A 16,478-nucleotide genomic window follows, 5' to 3' on the forward strand; every position below is an offset into this window, starting at 1 on the left:
GATCGCTCCGCCCCCATCTGCCCGCCTCTATGCCCTATTTTCAGAACGAGCCGCGAATGCGGATCCCGTACGTCCGCGGCGCCCCCATGTAAGCACTTTCGGTCCCCGTCTGGAGCGAGGTCTCGATGGCGCGTGCCATATAGGATTTGTTGAACAGGTTCTGGACCCAGCCTTCGACCGTGATCCGCTTGTTGACCTTCACCCCGAGATTGGCGTTGACCAGACTGACCGGGCCCTGGACATTGCTGCCGGCGGTATTGATGAACTGGCTGCTGGTGTACTGGTACTGCACCCGCCCGACCAGATCGAGCTTGTCGGTGAGCGGCGTGTCGACATTGGCCGCCAGATTGAGCGTCAGTTTCGGCGCATAGCGGAACCGCGATCCCGACAGCACCGCGTCGATGTTGGGATCGACCGCATAGCTCGCCTTCATGATCCAGGTCGCATCGGCATTGAGCGTCAGCGCCTTGTTCACCTGGAACGCGTTCTCGATTTCAAGGCCGTAGTCCTTCGCCGACTTGGCATTGAGAACCGTAAAGCGCAGACCGACGAACTGCCCGATCTGAAGATCGCTGATGTCGTAGTAATAGAACGCGATATTGGTCCGCGCCCGATGATTGAAGTACTGTGTCTTCGCGCCCACTTCGAAAGCGTTGACTTCCTCGGGGCGATAAGTCGGGTCAAGCGGTGCAGAGACCGTCTTCCCCGGATTGGCGAGCGAGACCAGATAGCGGACCGCCGCAGGCAAGGCCGCCACTGCCGTCGCATTGTTGAGCAGAGTGCCCGCCCCGTTCTGGTCGATGTTGACCCCGCCCGCCTTGAAGCCGCGGTTATAGGTCGCATAGAGCATCACGTCGCGCGTCGGGTGATACTGCAAGCCGAACGTGCCGGAAACCGCGCGGTCGGTGTGGCTGGCATCATAGGCCGGCGCCGGGAACACGCCGAGCACGGTGAAGACATCGTTGGGAATGCCGCGTTGATAGGCATAGCCGAAGCTGCCGGTCTTGTGCTCGATCGAATAGCGAATGCCCGCGATGATGTTGAACTTGTCGTTGACCTTGAAATCGGCGTGGGCGAACCCGGCATAGGAAGTGGCCGACCCGTGCATGGCTTCGCGCTCGATCGTGCCGGGGCTGGCATTGACGGTTCCGGCGGGGAAGCCCGAGGCGCCCAGCACCCCATCCCAATAGGTCTGCGCCTGGCTGCCGTCGATCAGCGAACGCCCCATCCGCAAGCGTTCGTCGGCGATGAACCCACCGAGCACGATGTCGGCGTTGAGCGCGGGAATCCGGGTGTTGTAAGTCAGTTCCTGCGAAATGAACTCGCTGTGGAAGCTTTCATCGACACGCAGGATGTCCGCGCCCGAGAAATCGGCGTCCTCGTCGGTCTGCACCACGTCATAGCGGCGATAGGCCGAAACCGACTTGAGCGTCCCGGCACCGAGCGCAGCGTCGACCATCAGGGTGAACCCCCAGTCCTTGATCGCCTGATGCCCCGGCGTGTTGAGCGCAACCTCAAACTTCGACGGATCGGTCGAGGGCAGCTTGAGCCCGCCCAGTTGCGTCAGCCCGTCGACGAGCGCCGACGTCGGTCCGGCCACCACGCGTTCGGCCGCATAGCAGCAGGCCCCGTGGCTCGACGAATAGTCGCCGATCAGGCGAACGCTGAGCGAGGACGAAGGCTCGAACAGCAATTGCCCCTTCACCGCGCGCGACGAGTTGTCGTTGAGATCGCGGCCGGTGTTGACGTCCTTGTAGAAACCATCCTGCCCCGAAGCGAGGCCGGAAATCCGGAACGCCAGGTTCTCGCCGAGCGGCGCATTGACGGCCCCGCGCACGATATAGCTGTCGTAATTGCCGTACCCGGCTTCGAAACGACCGTTGTATCCGCTGAACGAAGGCTTGGCCGAAGTCAGCAGCAGGGCCCCTGCCGTCGTGTTCTTGCCGAACAGCGTGCCTTGCGGGCCGCGCAGGACCTGAAGATTGTCGATATCGAGGAAATCCTGCAGCGCGGCACCGGCGCGGCTGCGATAGACCCCGTCGATAAAGACGCCGACCGACCCTTCGAACGAACGGCTGGTGCCGGTCGTGCCCAGACCGCGAATGACGAGCGTCGCACTCGACGAAGCGATGTTGCTGACGCGGAAATTCACGCTCGGCGAAATGGCGGCAATGTTGGAGACATTGTCCACCCGCGCAACGGCCAGCGCCTCGGCATTGGCGGCCGTGATCGCGATGGGCACATTCTGCAGCTTTTCCGAACGGCGCTGCGCCGTGACGACGATTTCCTGCAACCCGGTCTGCGAGCCGGTTTCTGTCGCGCCGCCCTGATCGGGGGCAGGAGCCGCAGCAGGAGACGAGGCATTGTCCGCAGCTTCGCTTGCCAGCGCAGGGGCTGCGCACGCGCATGCCATGACGACGATGGCCGTACCGGCCCGCCAGATGCCCTTCATTGCTATCCTCTTCCTGTTTGGTGTGGTTTTCCACACGCTTGTAGGTGTCCATGGGGTTGACCCGGGGGAGGGTCACGAGGGTTGGACCCCCTTGGTGTGCTTCAATTCATCGTTTAAATCTTGACATATCACGACACGAGATTGACAATCGACGCCACAATCATGGTGTTGCCCGTCGCCCACACTGCCTCGCTGCTTCAGTTCGAGCGCTATGCCCGACTGACCGGAATCGAGCTCGACACGATCCTCGATGCCGACCATCTCGCCCTGCTCGCACAGGCGCACGACTGCGAAACCATGGCGGCGCAAGCGGTCGTCGACATCTTCCAGATTGTCGCTACGGCAGCCCGGCGCGGCGATCTCGGGATCGCCTTTGCCATGTGGTCCAGCATGCGCGGTTACGGCCCGCTGAGCCTGGTCTGGGAACACAGCATCACCGTCGAGCAACTGCTCCGCCTGTCGGGGCGCTTCCTCCACCTCGAAACCGAGGCGATCGGGTCGCTGGCCGTTGCCGAGGGGGACGAAATCGCGGTTCAGCAATTCCTGTCAGTGCCAACGCTCATGGGCGGCAGCCAGTATCTGGAAGCCACGCTGACCTTGCAGCTACGCTCGATTCGCAACATCCTCGGGCCCCAATGGCATCCGGTGCGCGCCGAATTCGCCCATCCCGCCCCCGACCAGACCAGCTTTCACCGCAGCGTGTTCCGCTGCCCCCTGGTCTTCGGCGCTGACCGCAATGCGCTCCTGCTGCGCCGCGACGAATTGCGCCGCCCTTCGCCTTCGGGCAACCCCCATCTCATCGCCTATCTCGAACGACAACTCGAAGCGACGCGACGGAGTCGGTCCGACCATCCGCTCGGCTCGCTCGAACGCTTCATCGCGGCCAATCTGGCCGGAGGCGGCCTTACTCTCGCACGGGCGGCCATGGGCATCGGAGTGGGCGAACGCAGCCTGCAGCGCACTCTTGCGCGCCGAGGGCTGACATTTTCGGCGATGATGACCCAGGCCCGGCAGAGAGTCGCGACCGACTATTTCACCAACCAGCGCAAGCCCAACCTTGGCGAACTCGCACATCGTCTGGGCTATGCCGAAGCGAGCGCTGCCAGCCGTTTCCTGCGGGAGAACTTTCGCGCCGGAGCCCGCACACTGAGCCGCCGCAACCGCAGCGAACCCGCCGCCTGATCAATCAGCGGGACAGGCGCGCGACGATGTGCCTGGCCGCTTCTGCGACATCATCCCATGCTGTCGCGAAATCCGCCTCGGTCCCGTAATAGGGATCGAGCACCGCCGCCCCGGCGCGTCCCGGGACCATGTCCATCAGCAATCCCACCCGGGCGAGAACCCGCCGCGGGGCGATGTCGCGCAACCCCTTCAGGTTCTGGTGATCGAGCGCGAAGATGTGGCCGAACTTGCGGAAGTCGTCCTCTACGACCTGCCTTGCACGGTGCCCCGAAATGTCGGCACCGCGACGCAGCGCTTCGGCTTGGGCTCGGGGATCGGCCGGACTTCCGGCGTGCCAACCGCTGGTCCCGGCCGAATCGATCGTGAGCGCAAGACCTTGCGCCACCGCCTCGGCCCGCAAGGCCGCTTCGGCAAGCGGCGACCGGCAGATATTGCCAAGGCACACGAACAGAACGGATTTCTGACTCATTTCCTGATGCTGTTTCCTGGAGTACGGTCTGGGTCCCGCCTGTCAGGTGCGCATCTTCTCCCGAACGATTATGTCCGTTATGGAACGAAAACGTTCCAAACGCCAACCCTCGGGTGCATCGCGCCGCCTTTCGCGCTTGGCGGAAATTATTGCTGGGGATCTCCATCCACTGCACGCCGCCCGAGCGCCGGGTCGTCGGTAAAGAACCCGTCGAGACCTTCGGACAGATAGCGGCGGATTTCCATCACACTGCCTTCGGGATTGCGTGCATTGGGCCCCGCGTCATTGCGATAATCGGCGGCCAGGAACTGGTTTTCCGGGCGGAAGGTATAGCATCCGACCAGAAGTCCGGCACGGTGCGCATCGGCGATGACATCGAACGCCGAGCCGATCTTCCCCTCGCTGTCGAGCGGGATCAACTGGCGGGTCCAGGGCGCGACCCAGTCGGCATAGCCGGCGATCTGTGCCAGCCCGTCGGGCTTGAGCATGTCGCCATAGGTCGTGGCGCCACCGGCCTTTGCCACATCGGCGGGGCGCATATCGTTCTGGTCGATCAACTGCATGAACTGGACATTGGGCTTGTCGCCCAGAACGCCGCGCAGCTTCTTGAGATTGCCGATCTCGAACGACTGGACGATCACCGGCGCGGTGCCGAGATAGCGGTTGGCAGCCAGTTCCTTGCAGAAACGCTCTTCGAGCGGCAGGCCGATCCCGGCGAAATAGGTCGAATGCTTGATTTCCGGGATAAGCCCGATCGTCCGCCCGCGCGCCGCAGCTTCGGCGGCGAGGAAATCGGCGATTTCGGCCAGAGTGACAATGCGGAAGGCGCCGTCATAGGAATGGCTTTCGGTGCGCATCCCCTCACCGGTCAGACGCTCTTTCGCGCGCAAGGTACGCAGTTCGTCGAGCGTGAAGTCCTCGGTGAACCAGCCGAACTGCGACACCCCGTCGACCACCTTGCTCGCCTTGCGCGCGGCAAATTCCTTGCGCGTGGCAACGTCGGTGGTCTCGGTAATGTTGTTTTCGTGGCGGGCGACGAGAATGCCGTCCTTGGTCGAAACCAGGTCGGGTTCGATGAAGTCCGCCCCGTCCGCGATGGCCTTGGCATAGGAGCCGAGCGTGTGTTCGGGCCGCAAGGCCGAACAGCCACGATGGCCAAGCACCAGCGGCTTGTCCGGACGCACTGAAGCGGCCCGCGCTGTCGTTCCCAATCCCGTCAAAAGAGCAGCAGCGATCCCGCCGCCGGCTGCCAGAACATCACGCCGTGCCACACGCATTGTCTCGGGACTCCCGATTGTTGCCGCGTCAATCACCCTTGCGTGCGGCATAACGCCGCGCGAGCGTCGCGCAAGCCATCAACTGGGCCTGATGGAAAATCATGATCGGCAGGATCACCGCCCCGGCAATGGCAGGGGGAAAAATGATCTTGGCCATGGGCACGCCGCTCGCCAGCGACTTCTTCGAACCGACGAAGACGATCGCGATCTCGCTCGGCTTGTCATAGCCCAGCGCCCGCGCGATCACGGTCGAAAGCGTCAGCACCAGCCCGAGCAGGAGCAAGGAGAAGGCCAGCACCGCAACCAGCTGCATCGGCGCCAGCTTGTGCCAGAGACCTTCGACGATCGCGGCCGAGAACGAGGAATAGACCGCCAGAACGATCGTGCCGCGATCGGTGATCGTCAGCAGCTTGCGGTGGCTTTCCGCCCAGTGCCCCAGCAGCGGGCGCAGGAGATGCCCGCCGATGAACGGCAGCAGCAGTTCGACCGCAATGCGCCCGACCTGGGCCAGCGAGATCCCCGCCTGCGCACCCAGCACCAGCCCGGCCAAGAGCGGCGTGATGATGACACCGAACAGATTGGAGAACGCCGCCGCGCACAGGGCGATCGGAATGTTGCCGCGCGCGATCGAGGTGAAGGCGATCGCCGACTGCACGGTCGAGGGCAGCACGCACAGGAACAGAAGACCTGTCCACAAGGGCGCGGGCAGCAAGGGACCGGCAACGGCGCGCAAACCGATGCCCAGCAAGGGGAACATCACGAAAGTCAGCGCCAGGATCAGGATGTGGACGCGCCAGTCGCGCGCCGCCGTGATCAGGCTTTCCCGCTTCAACCGCACGCCGTGCAGAAAGAACAGCAGGGCAATCGCCAGCGTGGAAACGGTGTCGACGACCACAGCCCCCTGCCCGCTGGCCGGAAACAGGCTGGCCAGCGCAACAGTCGACAGCATGATCAGAATGAAGGGATCGATCTTCATGAGAGGTCCACGATCTCCAATGGAGGCAAGGAAACGGCACCCGGTTGCTCGACCCAGTCCCGCGCATTGAGCACGCCGCCATCGGCGCGCAAGGCATCGACATGGCCGAGATCGAGATCGGCAAAGACCCATTCGGGGCGGCTTTCCTCGCCAATGGCAAGGACGCCGTCTTCGGGCATGGAAAAACCCCCGGCCGCATGACGGTCCGGCGGTCCGTAAACGGCAGCCGCACCCCGGTTGCGATCGACGGCAGGCGACCAGTCCGCATCGCCGATGGTCGGCGAATGGACGGCATAGCACTGCCCTTCGAGCGCGCGGGCCTGGCTGCCGATGCGCACACGCCAGTAGCCGTGCATGGTTTCGGTGCAACTGGGTACGAGAAGGACTTGCGCGCCCGCTTCGACCGCCGCGCGGGCCAGCAGGGGAAATTCGCTGTCGTAACAGATCAGGATCGCAAGCTTTCCGAGCGGCGTATCGAACAGACGCAGGACATCGCCCCCGGAAATGCCCCATTGTTCGCGTTCGAACCGGGTCATCAGCAGCTTGTCCTGGGCACCCACGCGTCCGTCGGGCGAGAACAGGCGCGCGGTGTTGACGAAACGCCCGTCGGCCAGCTTGCGCGGAGCGCTCGCGGCGAGAAGGAACAGGTCGTGGCGCCGCGCGAGATCGGCATGGAGCGCATCGACGCGCGGCAAGAGTGCCGAGACGGTCTCGATCGAACCGGCAAGATCGCCCATCGTCGCCGGATCGAGACTGGCCAGCTCCATCGCCCCGTATTCGGGAAAGATCGCAAGGCTGGCGCCGCCCTGCGCGGCCTCGGCCACCCAGCGCGTCACTTTCGCCTCATAGGCGTCCCAGTCGGCCAGCGCGTCGATGGGATATTGCGCGGACGCAATGCGATAGCGGGTCATGACCATTGCCGGAGCCAATACTGCATGGGTTTCAGGGTTTCCACAGCCTCGCCATGATCTTTCCAGGCAAGCTCGGTCGTGAGGCCCTGGATCGGGGCATATCCGCGCTTTGTCCAGAATGCATCGAGCGGGACATAGTCGGCAGGCCGCGCGGGATGATCGGATGGGCGGATCACCGCGGCAAAGCAGGCCGCATTGGCGCCACAAGCCCTCGCCTGCGCCTCGCGCTGGTCGAAAAAGGCATGACCCACGCCCTGCCCGCGATATTCGGGCAGCAACACGCTTTCGCCGAAATAGAACAGCCGATCGACGTCGAGCCCGCGCGCCACGAACGGCGCGCGGAACTCGTCCTTCTGGTCCGCCATCGGCGCAGCGGTCGCAGCCCCCACGATCCGGTCCCCGTCAAATGCGGCGACCAGCACCGCATCGGGCGCGGCGGCATATTCCTTGACGTATTCGGCCTCGTAAGCCGGATCGCCGTCATAGAGATAGGGCCAAGCCGAAAAGACGCGAATGCGCAGCATCGCGAGATCGTCGAGCACGGCGGCAATTTCACCGCCGGTCAGGGGACGGACCGAGACGCCGGTCATGCCTTACGCACCGACCTGCGCCGTCCAGTCGGCAAGGTTGTAATACATGGTGAGGCGCGTGATGCGTCCATCGACGATCGACAGGAACGCACCCGCGGGCAGAACATAGGTCTGTCCATCGGCTTCGGGCAGGCCTTCGTCTGTCGCCAGATACTGGCCATGCACGACGAATTCGGCCGCCGCACGGGTGCCGTCCTCGCTCGCCATGAGCACCATGTCTTCCAGACGTTCCTTGTAGCAGCGTTCCATGTGACCAAGGAACTGCGCGAAGGCGTCCTTGCCGACCACGCGACCGCCCTGGTTGATGTCGTGCGCGACATCGTCGGCGAGGCAATCGAGCATGCCCTGCCAATTCCCGGCATTGAACGCGCCATAATAGCGTTCGAGAAGGGCAAGAGTGTCGGCACGGCTCATCTGGTATCTCCTCGCAGGCATTCTTTCAGACATCGTCCGGGCCGAAACCGGCGCTTCGAGCCCGACATGCACACCCCATAAGGGTGCCGCCGGGACCCGCGCCATGCCTAATTCGGGGAATCAGAAAAAGGAATGAGGCACCCCGTCGGGCGCCTCATTCCTCGGGAAATCGGACGATCGATCAGCCGAAAAGCTTGTTCGCCGTGTCGGCAACGCGCTTGCCGAGATAACGGGCACCGTCGAGTTCGGCTTCGCTGGGCTGGCGGCTGCCGTCGCCACCGGCGAGCGTGGTCGCACCATAAGGCGCGCCGCCGACAACGGTGTCGACGCCAAGCTGGCCCTGGAAGCCGTAATCGAGACCCACGATGGTAAGGCCAAAGTGCAGCAGGTTGGTCAGGATCGAGAACAGGGTGGTTTCCTGCCCGCCGTGCTGGCTGCCGGTCGAGGTGAACGCCGCGCCGACCTTGCCGTTGAGCGCGCCGCGCGCCCACAGGCCACCGGCCTGGTCGAAGAAGGCGGCCATCTGCGAAGTCAGGCGGCCGAAGCGGGTGCCGGTTCCAACGATGATCGCGTCATAATGCTCGAGTTCGGCGACCGTCGCGATGGGGGCAGCCTGATCGAGCTTGAAATGGGCCTTTTCGGCGATTTCGTGGGGAACGGTTTCGGGAACGCGCTTCACATCCACTTCCGCGCCGGCAGCGCGGGCGCCTTCGGCAACCGCATTGGCCATGGTTTCGATGTGGCCATAAGTCGAATAATAGAGAACGAGAACCTTGCTCATGGGGGGCATCCTTTCGCCGCGTGCCGGGGGAGCCTTGGATGTCCACCCCGGTTCGATGCCCCGTCTCTAGCGCCAAGCGGATTTCAGGTTTAGAGAGATAATACCGGACATAATGTTCGAATTTATAGAACAGCACGCGATCGACAGCCCACGATTGCCAAAAGCTGCTTTTTCGCCTATGGGGCCAGCCTCGCAGCCCCGGCACGACGACGCATTGTTTCACGATGCACGGCCCAGGCCGAAGGCACGGTTGTTCCACCGGGGTTTTGGTCGGCCCCGTTTTTATTCGGCTGAAAGGGCGCTACACTTTGCGCCCGCCGCCACAGGAAGAGTAGCCCATGTCCCGTCGCCGCCAGATCTACGAAGGCAAGGCCAAGATTCTTTACGAAGGCCCCGAACCGGGTACGCTGATCCAGTATTTCAAGGATGATGCGACCGCCTTCAACGCGCAGAAGCGCGGCACCATCAACGGCAAGGGCGTCATCAACAACCGGATCAGCGAGTACGTCTTCACCCGTCTCGCCCATATCGGCATTCCGACGCACTTCATCCGCCGTCTCAACATGCGCGAGCAGCTCGTCCGTCAGGTCGAGATTATCCCGATCGAAGTCGTGGTGCGCAATGTCGCGGCCGGTTCGATCAGCAAGCGCCTCGGCATTCCCGAAGGCGAACCGCTGCCCCACACCCTGATCGAATATTACTACAAGGACGATGCGCTGGGCGATCCGATGGTCGCCGAAGAGCACATCGCCTGCTTCGGCTGGGCCAACAACGAGGAAATGCAGGACATTTCGTCGATGGCGATCCGCGTCAACGACTTCATGTGCGGCATGTTCGCAACCATCGGCATTCGCCTGATCGACTTCAAGCTCGAATTCGGCCGCATCTGGGACGGCGATTACAGCCGCGTGATCCTCGCCGACGAAATCAGCCCCGACGGCTGCCGTCTGTGGGACATGGCGACCGGCGAAAAGCTCGACAAGGACCGCTTCCGCCGCGATCTCGGCGGTGAAGAGGAAGCCTATCAGGAAGTCGCGCGCCGTCTCGGCCTGCTCGACAACGAAGGCGGACCTTCCGAAGTCCTCGATCTTGGCGCTCACCGCAAGCTGCGCACCAAGAAGTAAGGGAACGGGCGGGCAGTCATCTGCCCCCTGCGCCGATTACGACAACGCCCTCGCGCCACCCGGCGCGGGGGCGTTGTCCGTTTTGCGCCCCCAATTGCGATTCGCCCGTTTCGATCGACCGGTAAAAAGGAGTGCGCAACAAGCGCATCCTCCGGCTAGCAATCCGCGATCACACCCGGAGATGCACGAGATGATGAAGGCGATTGCCACCGCTGCCCTGCTGCTTGCCACGGCCATGCCCGCACTCGCCGCCCCGGCGCCGGTCTATGACGAGCGTCCGGCCAAGCTCGCCGATGCGACCGGCGTGCGCGACTACGAACGCCGCGCGGTCGAAATCCCCATGCGCGACGGGGTCAAGCTGCACACCGTCATCCTCATTCCCAAAGGCGCGAAAGGCGCCGCCATGCTGCTGACGCGCACGCCCTACAGCGCCGATGAACTGACCGGGCACGGCTCGTCCGCGCATATGGGCATCGCCATCGACGGCTATGACAGCGCGCCCGACGTCGTCGCGGCAGGCGGCTACATCCGCGTCATCCAGGACGTGCGCGGCAAATACGGCTCGAAGGGCGGCTATGTCATGAACCGTCCGTTCGTGGGCACATCGCTCAACCCCACGAAAGTCGACCACTCCACCGACACCTGGGACACCATCGACTGGCTGGTGAAGAACGTCCCCGAATCGAACGGACGCGTGGGCATTCTGGGGATCAGCTACGACGGGTTCACCAGCCTTGCCGCGCTGGTCAATCCGCACCCCGCGCTCAAGGTCGCGGTGCCGATGAACCCGATGGTCGACGGCTGGCGCGGCGACGACTGGTTCCACAACGGGGCGTTTCGCGAATACAACCTGACCTATATCTGGGAACAGGTCGCCACCCACGACAATGCCAGCCATTACGAACTACCCGAAGCCGATGCCTATACCCATTACATGCGGTACGGCTCGGTCGGCGCGCTGGCGAGCGCACACGGGCTCGACCAGATCGGTTTCTGGCAGAAGATCAAGGCGCATCCCGCCTATGACAGCTTCTGGCAGGAACAGGCGATGGACCGCATTCTCGCCAAGGCCCCGCTCAAGGTGCCGACCATGCTGGTCCATTCGCTGTGGGATCAGGAAGACATCTATGGCGTGCCTGCCGTGTGGAAGGCGATGAAGCCCGCCGACAAGGACGGCATGCTGTTCCTGACCATGGGGCCGTGGTTCCACGGACAGGAAATCGAGCGCGCCGACAGCCTCGGCCCGGTCCACTGGGACAGCGACACCGGGAAATGGTGGCGCAGGAACGTGCTCGCGCCGTTCCTCGCTCATTATCTTTACGACAAGCCGATGGACGTGGCGACCGTCACCGCGTTCCAGTCGGGCGAAAACCGCTGGCAAAAGCTCTCCGGCTGGCCCGAAAAGGCAAGCTCGGCCAAGCTCTATCTCCATGCCGACCAGTCACTGGGCTTTGCCCCGTCGGACAAGGAAGCAGCGCTCGACTATGTGTCCGACCCGGCCAATCCGGTCTCGTTCATGCCGCGCCCCAACAAGCAGGTCGGCTATGAAGGCAATCCCTGGCCGACCTGGCTCACCAGCGACCAGCGGCCGGTCTCGGGACGCCCCGACGTCCTTGCCTTCACCGGCCCGGTGCTCGACAAGCCGGTGGCCGTCGGCGGCGATCCGGTCGTCCACCTGACGGCTTCGACCAGCGGCACCGACAGCGACTGGGTGGTCAAGCTGATCGATGTCTATCCCGACGAAGTCCCGATGGATCAGGCCATGGGCGGCTATGAACTGCCCGTCACCATGGACATCTTCCGGGGCCGTTATCGCGAAAGCCTGTCCCAGCCCAAGGCGCTGACGCCCAACGTGCCGCTCAAGTACACGTTTGCCCTGCCCCCGGTGAACCACGTCTTCCTGCCGGGCCATCGGATCATGGTGCAGGTCCAGTCGAGCTGGTTCCCGCTCTACGACCGCAATCCGCAGACTTTCGTGCCGTCGATTTTCGAAGCCAAACCCGCCGACTATGTGAAGGCGAACCAGAAGGTCAGCGTCGGCGGGACCGAAGGAAGCTATATCGACTTGCCGCTGGTCAGCGCCCCGCCTGCGGAGTGATCGACGTCCTCGTCCGGGGGGCCGAGCGCCACCCGGACTTTGGCGAACAGGCCATGGGCCCGCCCCATCGCCGCAAACAGGCGACGCCATTCGCCGAGCGCGATTTCGAAGACATTGGTGCTCGGCGCATGGCCCTTGAGGCCATAATGCAGCCCGCCGCCGTCCGGTTCGCGCCGGAACGTCCCGAACAAGCGATCGAACACGATCAGCACGCCCCCGAAATTGCAGTCGAGAAAGGCGTCATCGCACGAATGGTGGGCGCGATGGTGCGAGGGGGTGTTGAGAACTTCCTCAAGCAGGCCAAGCCGCCCGACCGCTTCGGTATGCAGCCAGAACTGCCACAGGAGATTGGCCCCCAGCAGCACCGCGACAACGCGCGGCGGAAACCCGAGCAGCAGCAACGGCAAGTAACAGACCCACCCCATCGAGATCGGCCCGGTCCAGCCCAGGCGCAAGGCAGCAGGCAGGACCAGCTCGGTCGACGAGTGATGGACCGCATGGGTCGCCCACATCCACCGCACGCGATGGCTCAGGCGATGAAACCAGTAATAGGCAAATTCGACGCCGACGAAGGCAACCACCCAGGTCCGCCAGTCCCCGGCAGGCCATGATACCGGCGCATGGGCGGCGATCGCCCGGAACATCGGCCCGAGAAAGAGCGCGTCGAGCGGACGCAGCACCTGCTGGCCGACAAGGATGCCAAGGCTCGCCAGAAAGGCCATGATGTCATAGCGGCCGCGCCACAGTGCCTCGGCCAGGGCCGCCGCCAGCATGATGAACAGCAGCCCGCGATGATGGGCGGCCAGACCGAACGGGTTATCCATGCTGCCGTGCCCTGAGCGCCGCGATCTCGGCCCGCGAGACGCGATTGTCGTGATTGGTGTCGGCCATGTCGAAACCGGGCGTCGGGCCGTTGACGAATTCGTCGTGGCTGATGCGTCCGTCACCGTCGTGGTCGAATTGCGCAACCAGATTGCGGATACGATCCCCCTGCCAGCGCGAGCGCATCAGGAACGGCAAATCACTCTGATCAAAAAAGCCGTCACCATTGCGGTCGAGCCGCTGCCAGTTGCGGATGCGCGCGGCATGGAGTTCGTCGCGATCGACATAGCCGTCGTGGTTGAGATCGGCTTCCTGGAGCTGCTCGACCATGTTGCCGGGAACGGCTCCTGCCTGAGCCATGGCCGAAACCGGGGCAAGAACGAGCACGGCGGGGATCAACGTCGCGACGAGACGGGGTGTGGAGCGAATGCCGGACATGCGGGTCATGGGGTTCAGACTTTCTGCAAGGCGCCGCACCCGACGCCCGACAACGTGCCGAGGGGCCGGACGCGAGCGCGACTTCTGAAAATATTCTATCCGAAATGCCGCGACCAGAGCGGGGACTCCGGCCGCGGCACCCCGGGGTTCTCTGCAAGGACCGTAGGGTTTTAACAGGGAATTACGGCCCCTGCGGAGTTCGTGCACGTACCGGTGTGAACCGGCTTACCCGTGGTGGGGTCGATGGTCGTCGAACCCTGATAGCTGTTGCCGGTGTTCTTGTTGGTCGCGCTGGTCGAGGACGAGCCGCTCCAGCCGCCGCTGGCCGAACGGGTGAAATTGTTCGACGAGCTGACCGTGCCATTGGCGCCGTTGGCATAGGCCGAACCCTGATGCGTGACGCTGCCGTCCGCATTCTGCGAGGTGCTCGACGCACGCCAGCCGCGCGAACCGTTGGTTCCGGCATAGGCGCCGCCGCTGGCATGGGTCACCGTCCCGTTCGAGGACGTCGTGGTGCCGTGGGCGCGTGCGGCAACACCGCGTGCGCCGGCCGCCGCCGAAGCGCCGCCATTGGCGCCGCCGACATGGATGAACCCGGTGCGCGCCTCGGCCGCCATCGGGGCCAGGATCAGGAGAGCGACGGGGACGGCGAGAAGTACGGATTTGCGGATCATGAGGGTAATCCTTTCAATTCGCTTGGCAGGGTCCTGGTGGACCCTTTTCGGGGGGAAGCGGCCGGTCTTGATCTCACGACCTTCCGATGAGCCCGTTGTGACGGATCGCTGCATCATGCTTGTGTCGCCCAAATCCGATTATGTTTCGTCTGGTGACAGGTGGACGAGGGTGTCATGCTTTGTCACATCTTACCCTCTGGCTCTCGCCGGAGCGGCGCCGTACCCCTGAGGCCATGACAACAGCCCGCACCGCCCCTGCCCGCATTCTTGTCGTCGACGACGACCCGGAACTGCGCGCGCTGCTCACCCGGTTTCTGGGCGAACACGGCTATGCCGTGCGGGCGGTCGATGGCGGGCGGGCGATGGACAGCGCGCTGCAACGCGATCCGGCCGATGTCATCGTGCTCGACCTCATGATGCCGGGCGAAGACGGCCTTGCCGTGCTGCGCCGTCTGCGCGCCGGGGGCGATCCCACTCCGGTCATCATGCTGACCGCGCGCGGCGATGCGATCGACCGGGTGCTCGGGCTGGAAATGGGCGCCGACGACTATCTGGGCAAACCCTTCCTCCCGCGTGAGCTGGTCGCGCGCATTTCCGCCATGCTGCGCCGCCTTGGCCCGGACCGCACGCTCGCACGCGACGAAGTGCTGACTGTCGGGCCGTTCACGATCAATTTCTCGGCCATGACCGTCGCGCGCGAAGGACAACCCCTTGTCCTTTCCTCGCGCGAATATGCCCTGTTCGCAGCCCTCGCGCGCAGTGCCGGACGTCCGCTCAGCCGGGCCCAGCTGATCGAGCGGGCGCTCGGGCGCGATGCCGAAGTGACCGACCGTGCCATCGACGTGCAGGTCGCACGACTGCGCCGGGCCATCGGCGATGATCCTTCGGACCCGCGGCATGTCCGCACCGTCTGGGGCGTGGGCTACGTGCTGGCCGACAATGCCGAGGACAGGATCTCGCGCGCGTGATGCTGCACACCCTGTTCCGCCGCAATCTTGCCCTGATGGTGGGCGTGGTTCTGGCCGGACAGGCGCTTGCCGGGCTCCTCGTCACGACGCTCGTCATCCGCCCGCAAGTCATCCGCATTGCCGAAGTCACCGCCGACATGCTGAGCGCGGTCGACGATGCCATGATGGGCATGGCACCCGCACGCCGTGCGGCGCTCGTCGCGCAGATCAATGCGGGCGGACGCATGGAATTGCGCCCTCAATCCCATCCCCCGAGCGACGGCCTGCGCGCGCCGACCATGATCGAGCGGCAATACCTGATCGCGCTCGCCAGCCGCCTGCGCCACGACGAGATCCTGATCTGGCGAACCGACGGTCCGGGACGCCTGTGGTTCCTGCTCCAGCTTGGCGGTGATCCCTATTGGATCAGCATCAGTGCCCCGCGCGAACGCGGCGCCGTTGCCAGCCTCGTGGTCGCCTCGATCATCGCCTTCATCGTCTCGGTCGCGGGGGGCCTTGGCCTGCAATATACAATCGACCGCCCCTTGCGGCGCCTTGCTGCCGAACTCGACGATTACCATGCCGACGGAACCGCCGCCCCGCTCGCAATCGAGGGACCCGCCGAAATCGCCGCCGTGGCCCAGGCGCTCAACCGCATGACCGGACGCCTTGCCGAGGCCGAGGCCGAACGCGCGGTCATGCTTGCGGGCGTCAGCCACGACTTGCGCACGCCGCTTACCCGCCTGCGCCTGTGCCTCGAAATGCTGGCCGGACAGGACCCCGACCTCGAAGCCACTGCGTCCCGGCAAGTCGATCGGATCGAGGACATGCTGGGGCAATTCCTGTCCTTTGCGCGCGGCTTTGCCGACGAACCCTGCCAGCCGACCGATGTCGTTGCCCTTGCCCGCGCGGCGATTGCCGATGCAGGCGCGGATACCGGCCTCGATTCGGTCTCGCTCGATGCTCCCGAAACGCTGGTCCACCCCTTGCGCGCGCAAGCGACGCGGCGGGCCATCGCCAATCTCGTCGGCAATGCCCTGCGCCACGGCAAAGCCCCGGTCGGCGTGCGCATCACCCATGACGGAAGCGCCCTGCGCGTCAGCGTCCATGATGCCGGACAAGGGTTCGACCCTGCCGCCGCACAAACGATGCTGCGGCCCTTTGCACGCGGGGACAGCGCGCGCAGCGGCGACGGCACCGGGCTTGGCCTTGCGATCACCCAGCGCGCCGCTCTGGCGCAAGGCGGCCGCGTCGAATTCCATCGCGATCCCGGCGAATTTTCCGCCGTCCTGATCCTGCCCGACCAGGCCTGATTGCCTTGGG

Annotated in this window: 16 protein-coding genes; 5 read left to right on the forward strand and 11 right to left on the reverse strand. The window is 64.4% G+C overall.

Annotated elements, in window-relative coordinates:
• Nucleotides 1-40 precede the first annotated feature (40 nt).
• Nucleotides 41-2,452 (reverse strand): TonB-dependent receptor, encoded by a 2,412-nt coding sequence (locus tag Y88_RS16935; RefSeq protein WP_008071463.1) that lies wholly within the window; start codon nucleotides 2,450-2,452, stop codon nucleotides 41-43.
• 162 nt (nucleotides 2,453-2,614) lie between these two features.
• On the opposite strand from Y88_RS16935, the gene Y88_RS16940 reads away from it, so the two are divergent.
• On the forward strand, nucleotides 2,615-3,634 hold the full coding sequence (locus Y88_RS16940; RefSeq protein WP_008071465.1) for an AraC family transcriptional regulator ligand-binding domain-containing protein: 1,020 nt from the start codon (nucleotides 2,615-2,617) through the stop codon (nucleotides 3,632-3,634).
• 4 nt (nucleotides 3,635-3,638) lie between these two features.
• On the opposite strand, the gene Y88_RS16945 is transcribed toward Y88_RS16940, so the two are convergent.
• From Y88_RS16945 to wrbA, 7 genes are all read right to left on the reverse strand, one after another.
• Nucleotides 3,639-4,103, reverse strand: a complete 465-nt coding sequence (locus Y88_RS16945; protein WP_008071466.1) for a low molecular weight protein-tyrosine-phosphatase — start codon at nucleotides 4,101-4,103, stop codon at nucleotides 3,639-3,641.
• A 146-nt stretch (nucleotides 4,104-4,249) separates the two neighbouring features.
• The gene (locus tag Y88_RS16950; RefSeq protein ID WP_008071468.1) at nucleotides 4,250-5,380 is read right to left on the reverse strand and encodes a glycerophosphodiester phosphodiesterase family protein; all 1,131 of its coding nucleotides are present in this window, start codon (nucleotides 5,378-5,380) and stop codon (nucleotides 4,250-4,252) included.
• 28 nt (nucleotides 5,381-5,408) lie between these two features.
• Nucleotides 5,409-6,356, reverse strand: coding sequence for a bile acid:sodium symporter family protein (locus tag Y88_RS16955; RefSeq protein ID WP_008071471.1), 948 nt, complete (start codon nucleotides 6,354-6,356; stop codon nucleotides 5,409-5,411).
• Nucleotides 6,353-7,267, reverse strand: a complete 915-nt coding sequence (locus Y88_RS16960; protein ID WP_008071473.1) for a carbon-nitrogen hydrolase family protein — start codon at nucleotides 7,265-7,267, stop codon at nucleotides 6,353-6,355. Before Y88_RS16960 ends, Y88_RS16955 begins: the two co-directional genes overlap by 4 nt.
• Nucleotides 7,264-7,857, reverse strand: a complete 594-nt coding sequence (locus Y88_RS16965) for a GNAT family N-acetyltransferase (protein ID WP_008071475.1) — start codon at nucleotides 7,855-7,857, stop codon at nucleotides 7,264-7,266. The genes Y88_RS16960 and Y88_RS16965 overlap by 4 nt, the downstream gene beginning before the upstream one ends.
• A 3-nt stretch (nucleotides 7,858-7,860) precedes the next feature.
• Nucleotides 7,861-8,271, reverse strand: a complete 411-nt coding sequence (locus tag Y88_RS16970; protein ID WP_018075607.1) for a ketosteroid isomerase-related protein — start codon at nucleotides 8,269-8,271, stop codon at nucleotides 7,861-7,863.
• Between the two features lie 181 nt (nucleotides 8,272-8,452).
• On the reverse strand, nucleotides 8,453-9,052 hold the full coding sequence (gene wrbA, locus Y88_RS16975) for an NAD(P)H:quinone oxidoreductase (RefSeq protein ID WP_008071477.1): 600 nt from the start codon (nucleotides 9,050-9,052) through the stop codon (nucleotides 8,453-8,455).
• Between the two features lie 338 nt (nucleotides 9,053-9,390).
• On the opposite strand from wrbA, the gene purC reads away from it, so the two are divergent.
• A complete protein-coding gene (gene purC, locus Y88_RS16980) occupies nucleotides 9,391-10,176 on the forward strand; it encodes a phosphoribosylaminoimidazolesuccinocarboxamide synthase (RefSeq protein ID WP_008071478.1) in 786 nt (261 codons plus the stop codon).
• A gap of 181 nt (nucleotides 10,177-10,357) precedes the next feature.
• Nucleotides 10,358-12,274: a CocE/NonD family hydrolase gene (locus Y88_RS16985; RefSeq protein WP_008071479.1), complete on the forward strand. Its 1,917-nt coding sequence runs from the start codon at nucleotides 10,358-10,360 to the stop codon at nucleotides 12,272-12,274.
• Here Y88_RS16985 and Y88_RS16990 read toward each other — a convergent pair.
• The 3 genes from Y88_RS16990 to Y88_RS17000 form a co-directional block, all read right to left on the reverse strand.
• On the reverse strand, nucleotides 12,232-13,098 hold the full coding sequence (locus Y88_RS16990; RefSeq protein WP_008071480.1) for a sterol desaturase family protein: 867 nt from the start codon (nucleotides 13,096-13,098) through the stop codon (nucleotides 12,232-12,234). The genes Y88_RS16985 and Y88_RS16990 overlap by 43 nt on opposite strands.
• Nucleotides 13,091-13,543: an EF-hand domain-containing protein gene (locus Y88_RS16995; protein WP_008071482.1), complete on the reverse strand. Its 453-nt coding sequence runs from the start codon at nucleotides 13,541-13,543 to the stop codon at nucleotides 13,091-13,093. The genes Y88_RS16990 and Y88_RS16995 overlap by 8 nt, the downstream gene beginning before the upstream one ends.
• Nucleotides 13,544-13,704: 161 nt before the next feature.
• On the reverse strand, nucleotides 13,705-14,208 hold the full coding sequence (locus Y88_RS17000) for a hypothetical protein (RefSeq protein WP_008071483.1): 504 nt from the start codon (nucleotides 14,206-14,208) through the stop codon (nucleotides 13,705-13,707).
• A gap of 233 nt (nucleotides 14,209-14,441) precedes the next feature.
• Here Y88_RS17000 and Y88_RS17005 point away from each other — a divergent pair, with 233 nt between their 5' ends.
• Entirely contained in the window at nucleotides 14,442-15,176 is a 735-nt protein-coding gene (locus tag Y88_RS17005) for a response regulator (protein WP_008071486.1), read from the forward strand.
• Entirely contained in the window at nucleotides 15,176-16,468 is a 1,293-nt protein-coding gene (locus Y88_RS17010; RefSeq protein WP_018075606.1) for an ATP-binding protein, read from the forward strand. The genes Y88_RS17005 and Y88_RS17010 overlap by 1 nt, the downstream gene beginning before the upstream one ends.
• Nucleotides 16,469-16,478 lie beyond the last annotated feature (10 nt).

This window comes from Novosphingobium nitrogenifigens DSM 19370 (assembly GCF_000192575.1).
Taxonomy (GTDB): domain Bacteria; phylum Pseudomonadota; class Alphaproteobacteria; order Sphingomonadales; family Sphingomonadaceae; genus Novosphingobium; species Novosphingobium nitrogenifigens.

Coding starts and splice junctions, on each gene's coding strand:
- Y88_RS16935 (WP_008071463.1), bottom strand. CDS start 2,452: ATGAAGGGCATCTGGCGGGCCGGTACGGCCATCGTCGTCATGGCATGC.
- Y88_RS16940 (WP_008071465.1), top strand. CDS start 2,615: ATGGTGTTGCCCGTCGCCCACACTGCCTCGCTGCTTCAGTTCGAGCGC.
- Y88_RS16945 (WP_008071466.1), bottom strand. CDS start 4,103: ATGAGTCAGAAATCCGTTCTGTTCGTGTGCCTTGGCAATATCTGCCGG.
- Y88_RS16950 (WP_008071468.1), bottom strand. CDS start 5,380: ATGCGTGTGGCACGGCGTGATGTTCTGGCAGCCGGCGGCGGGATCGCT.
- Y88_RS16955 (WP_008071471.1), bottom strand. CDS start 6,356: ATGAAGATCGATCCCTTCATTCTGATCATGCTGTCGACTGTTGCGCTG.
- Y88_RS16960 (WP_008071473.1), bottom strand. CDS start 7,267: ATGACCCGCTATCGCATTGCGTCCGCGCAATATCCCATCGACGCGCTG.
- Y88_RS16965 (WP_008071475.1), bottom strand. CDS start 7,857: ATGACCGGCGTCTCGGTCCGTCCCCTGACCGGCGGTGAAATTGCCGCC.
- Y88_RS16970 (WP_018075607.1), bottom strand. CDS start 8,271: ATGAGCCGTGCCGACACTCTTGCCCTTCTCGAACGCTATTATGGCGCG.
- wrbA (WP_008071477.1), bottom strand. CDS start 9,052: ATGAGCAAGGTTCTCGTTCTCTATTATTCGACTTATGGCCACATCGAA.
- purC (WP_008071478.1), top strand. CDS start 9,391: ATGTCCCGTCGCCGCCAGATCTACGAAGGCAAGGCCAAGATTCTTTAC.
- Y88_RS16985 (WP_008071479.1), top strand. CDS start 10,358: ATGCACGAGATGATGAAGGCGATTGCCACCGCTGCCCTGCTGCTTGCC.
- Y88_RS16990 (WP_008071480.1), bottom strand. CDS start 13,098: ATGGATAACCCGTTCGGTCTGGCCGCCCATCATCGCGGGCTGCTGTTC.
- Y88_RS16995 (WP_008071482.1), bottom strand. CDS start 13,543: ATGACCCGCATGTCCGGCATTCGCTCCACACCCCGTCTCGTCGCGACG.
- Y88_RS17000 (WP_008071483.1), bottom strand. CDS start 14,208: ATGATCCGCAAATCCGTACTTCTCGCCGTCCCCGTCGCTCTCCTGATC.
- Y88_RS17005 (WP_008071486.1), top strand. CDS start 14,442: ATGACAACAGCCCGCACCGCCCCTGCCCGCATTCTTGTCGTCGACGAC.
- Y88_RS17010 (WP_018075606.1), top strand. CDS start 15,176: ATGCTGCACACCCTGTTCCGCCGCAATCTTGCCCTGATGGTGGGCGTG.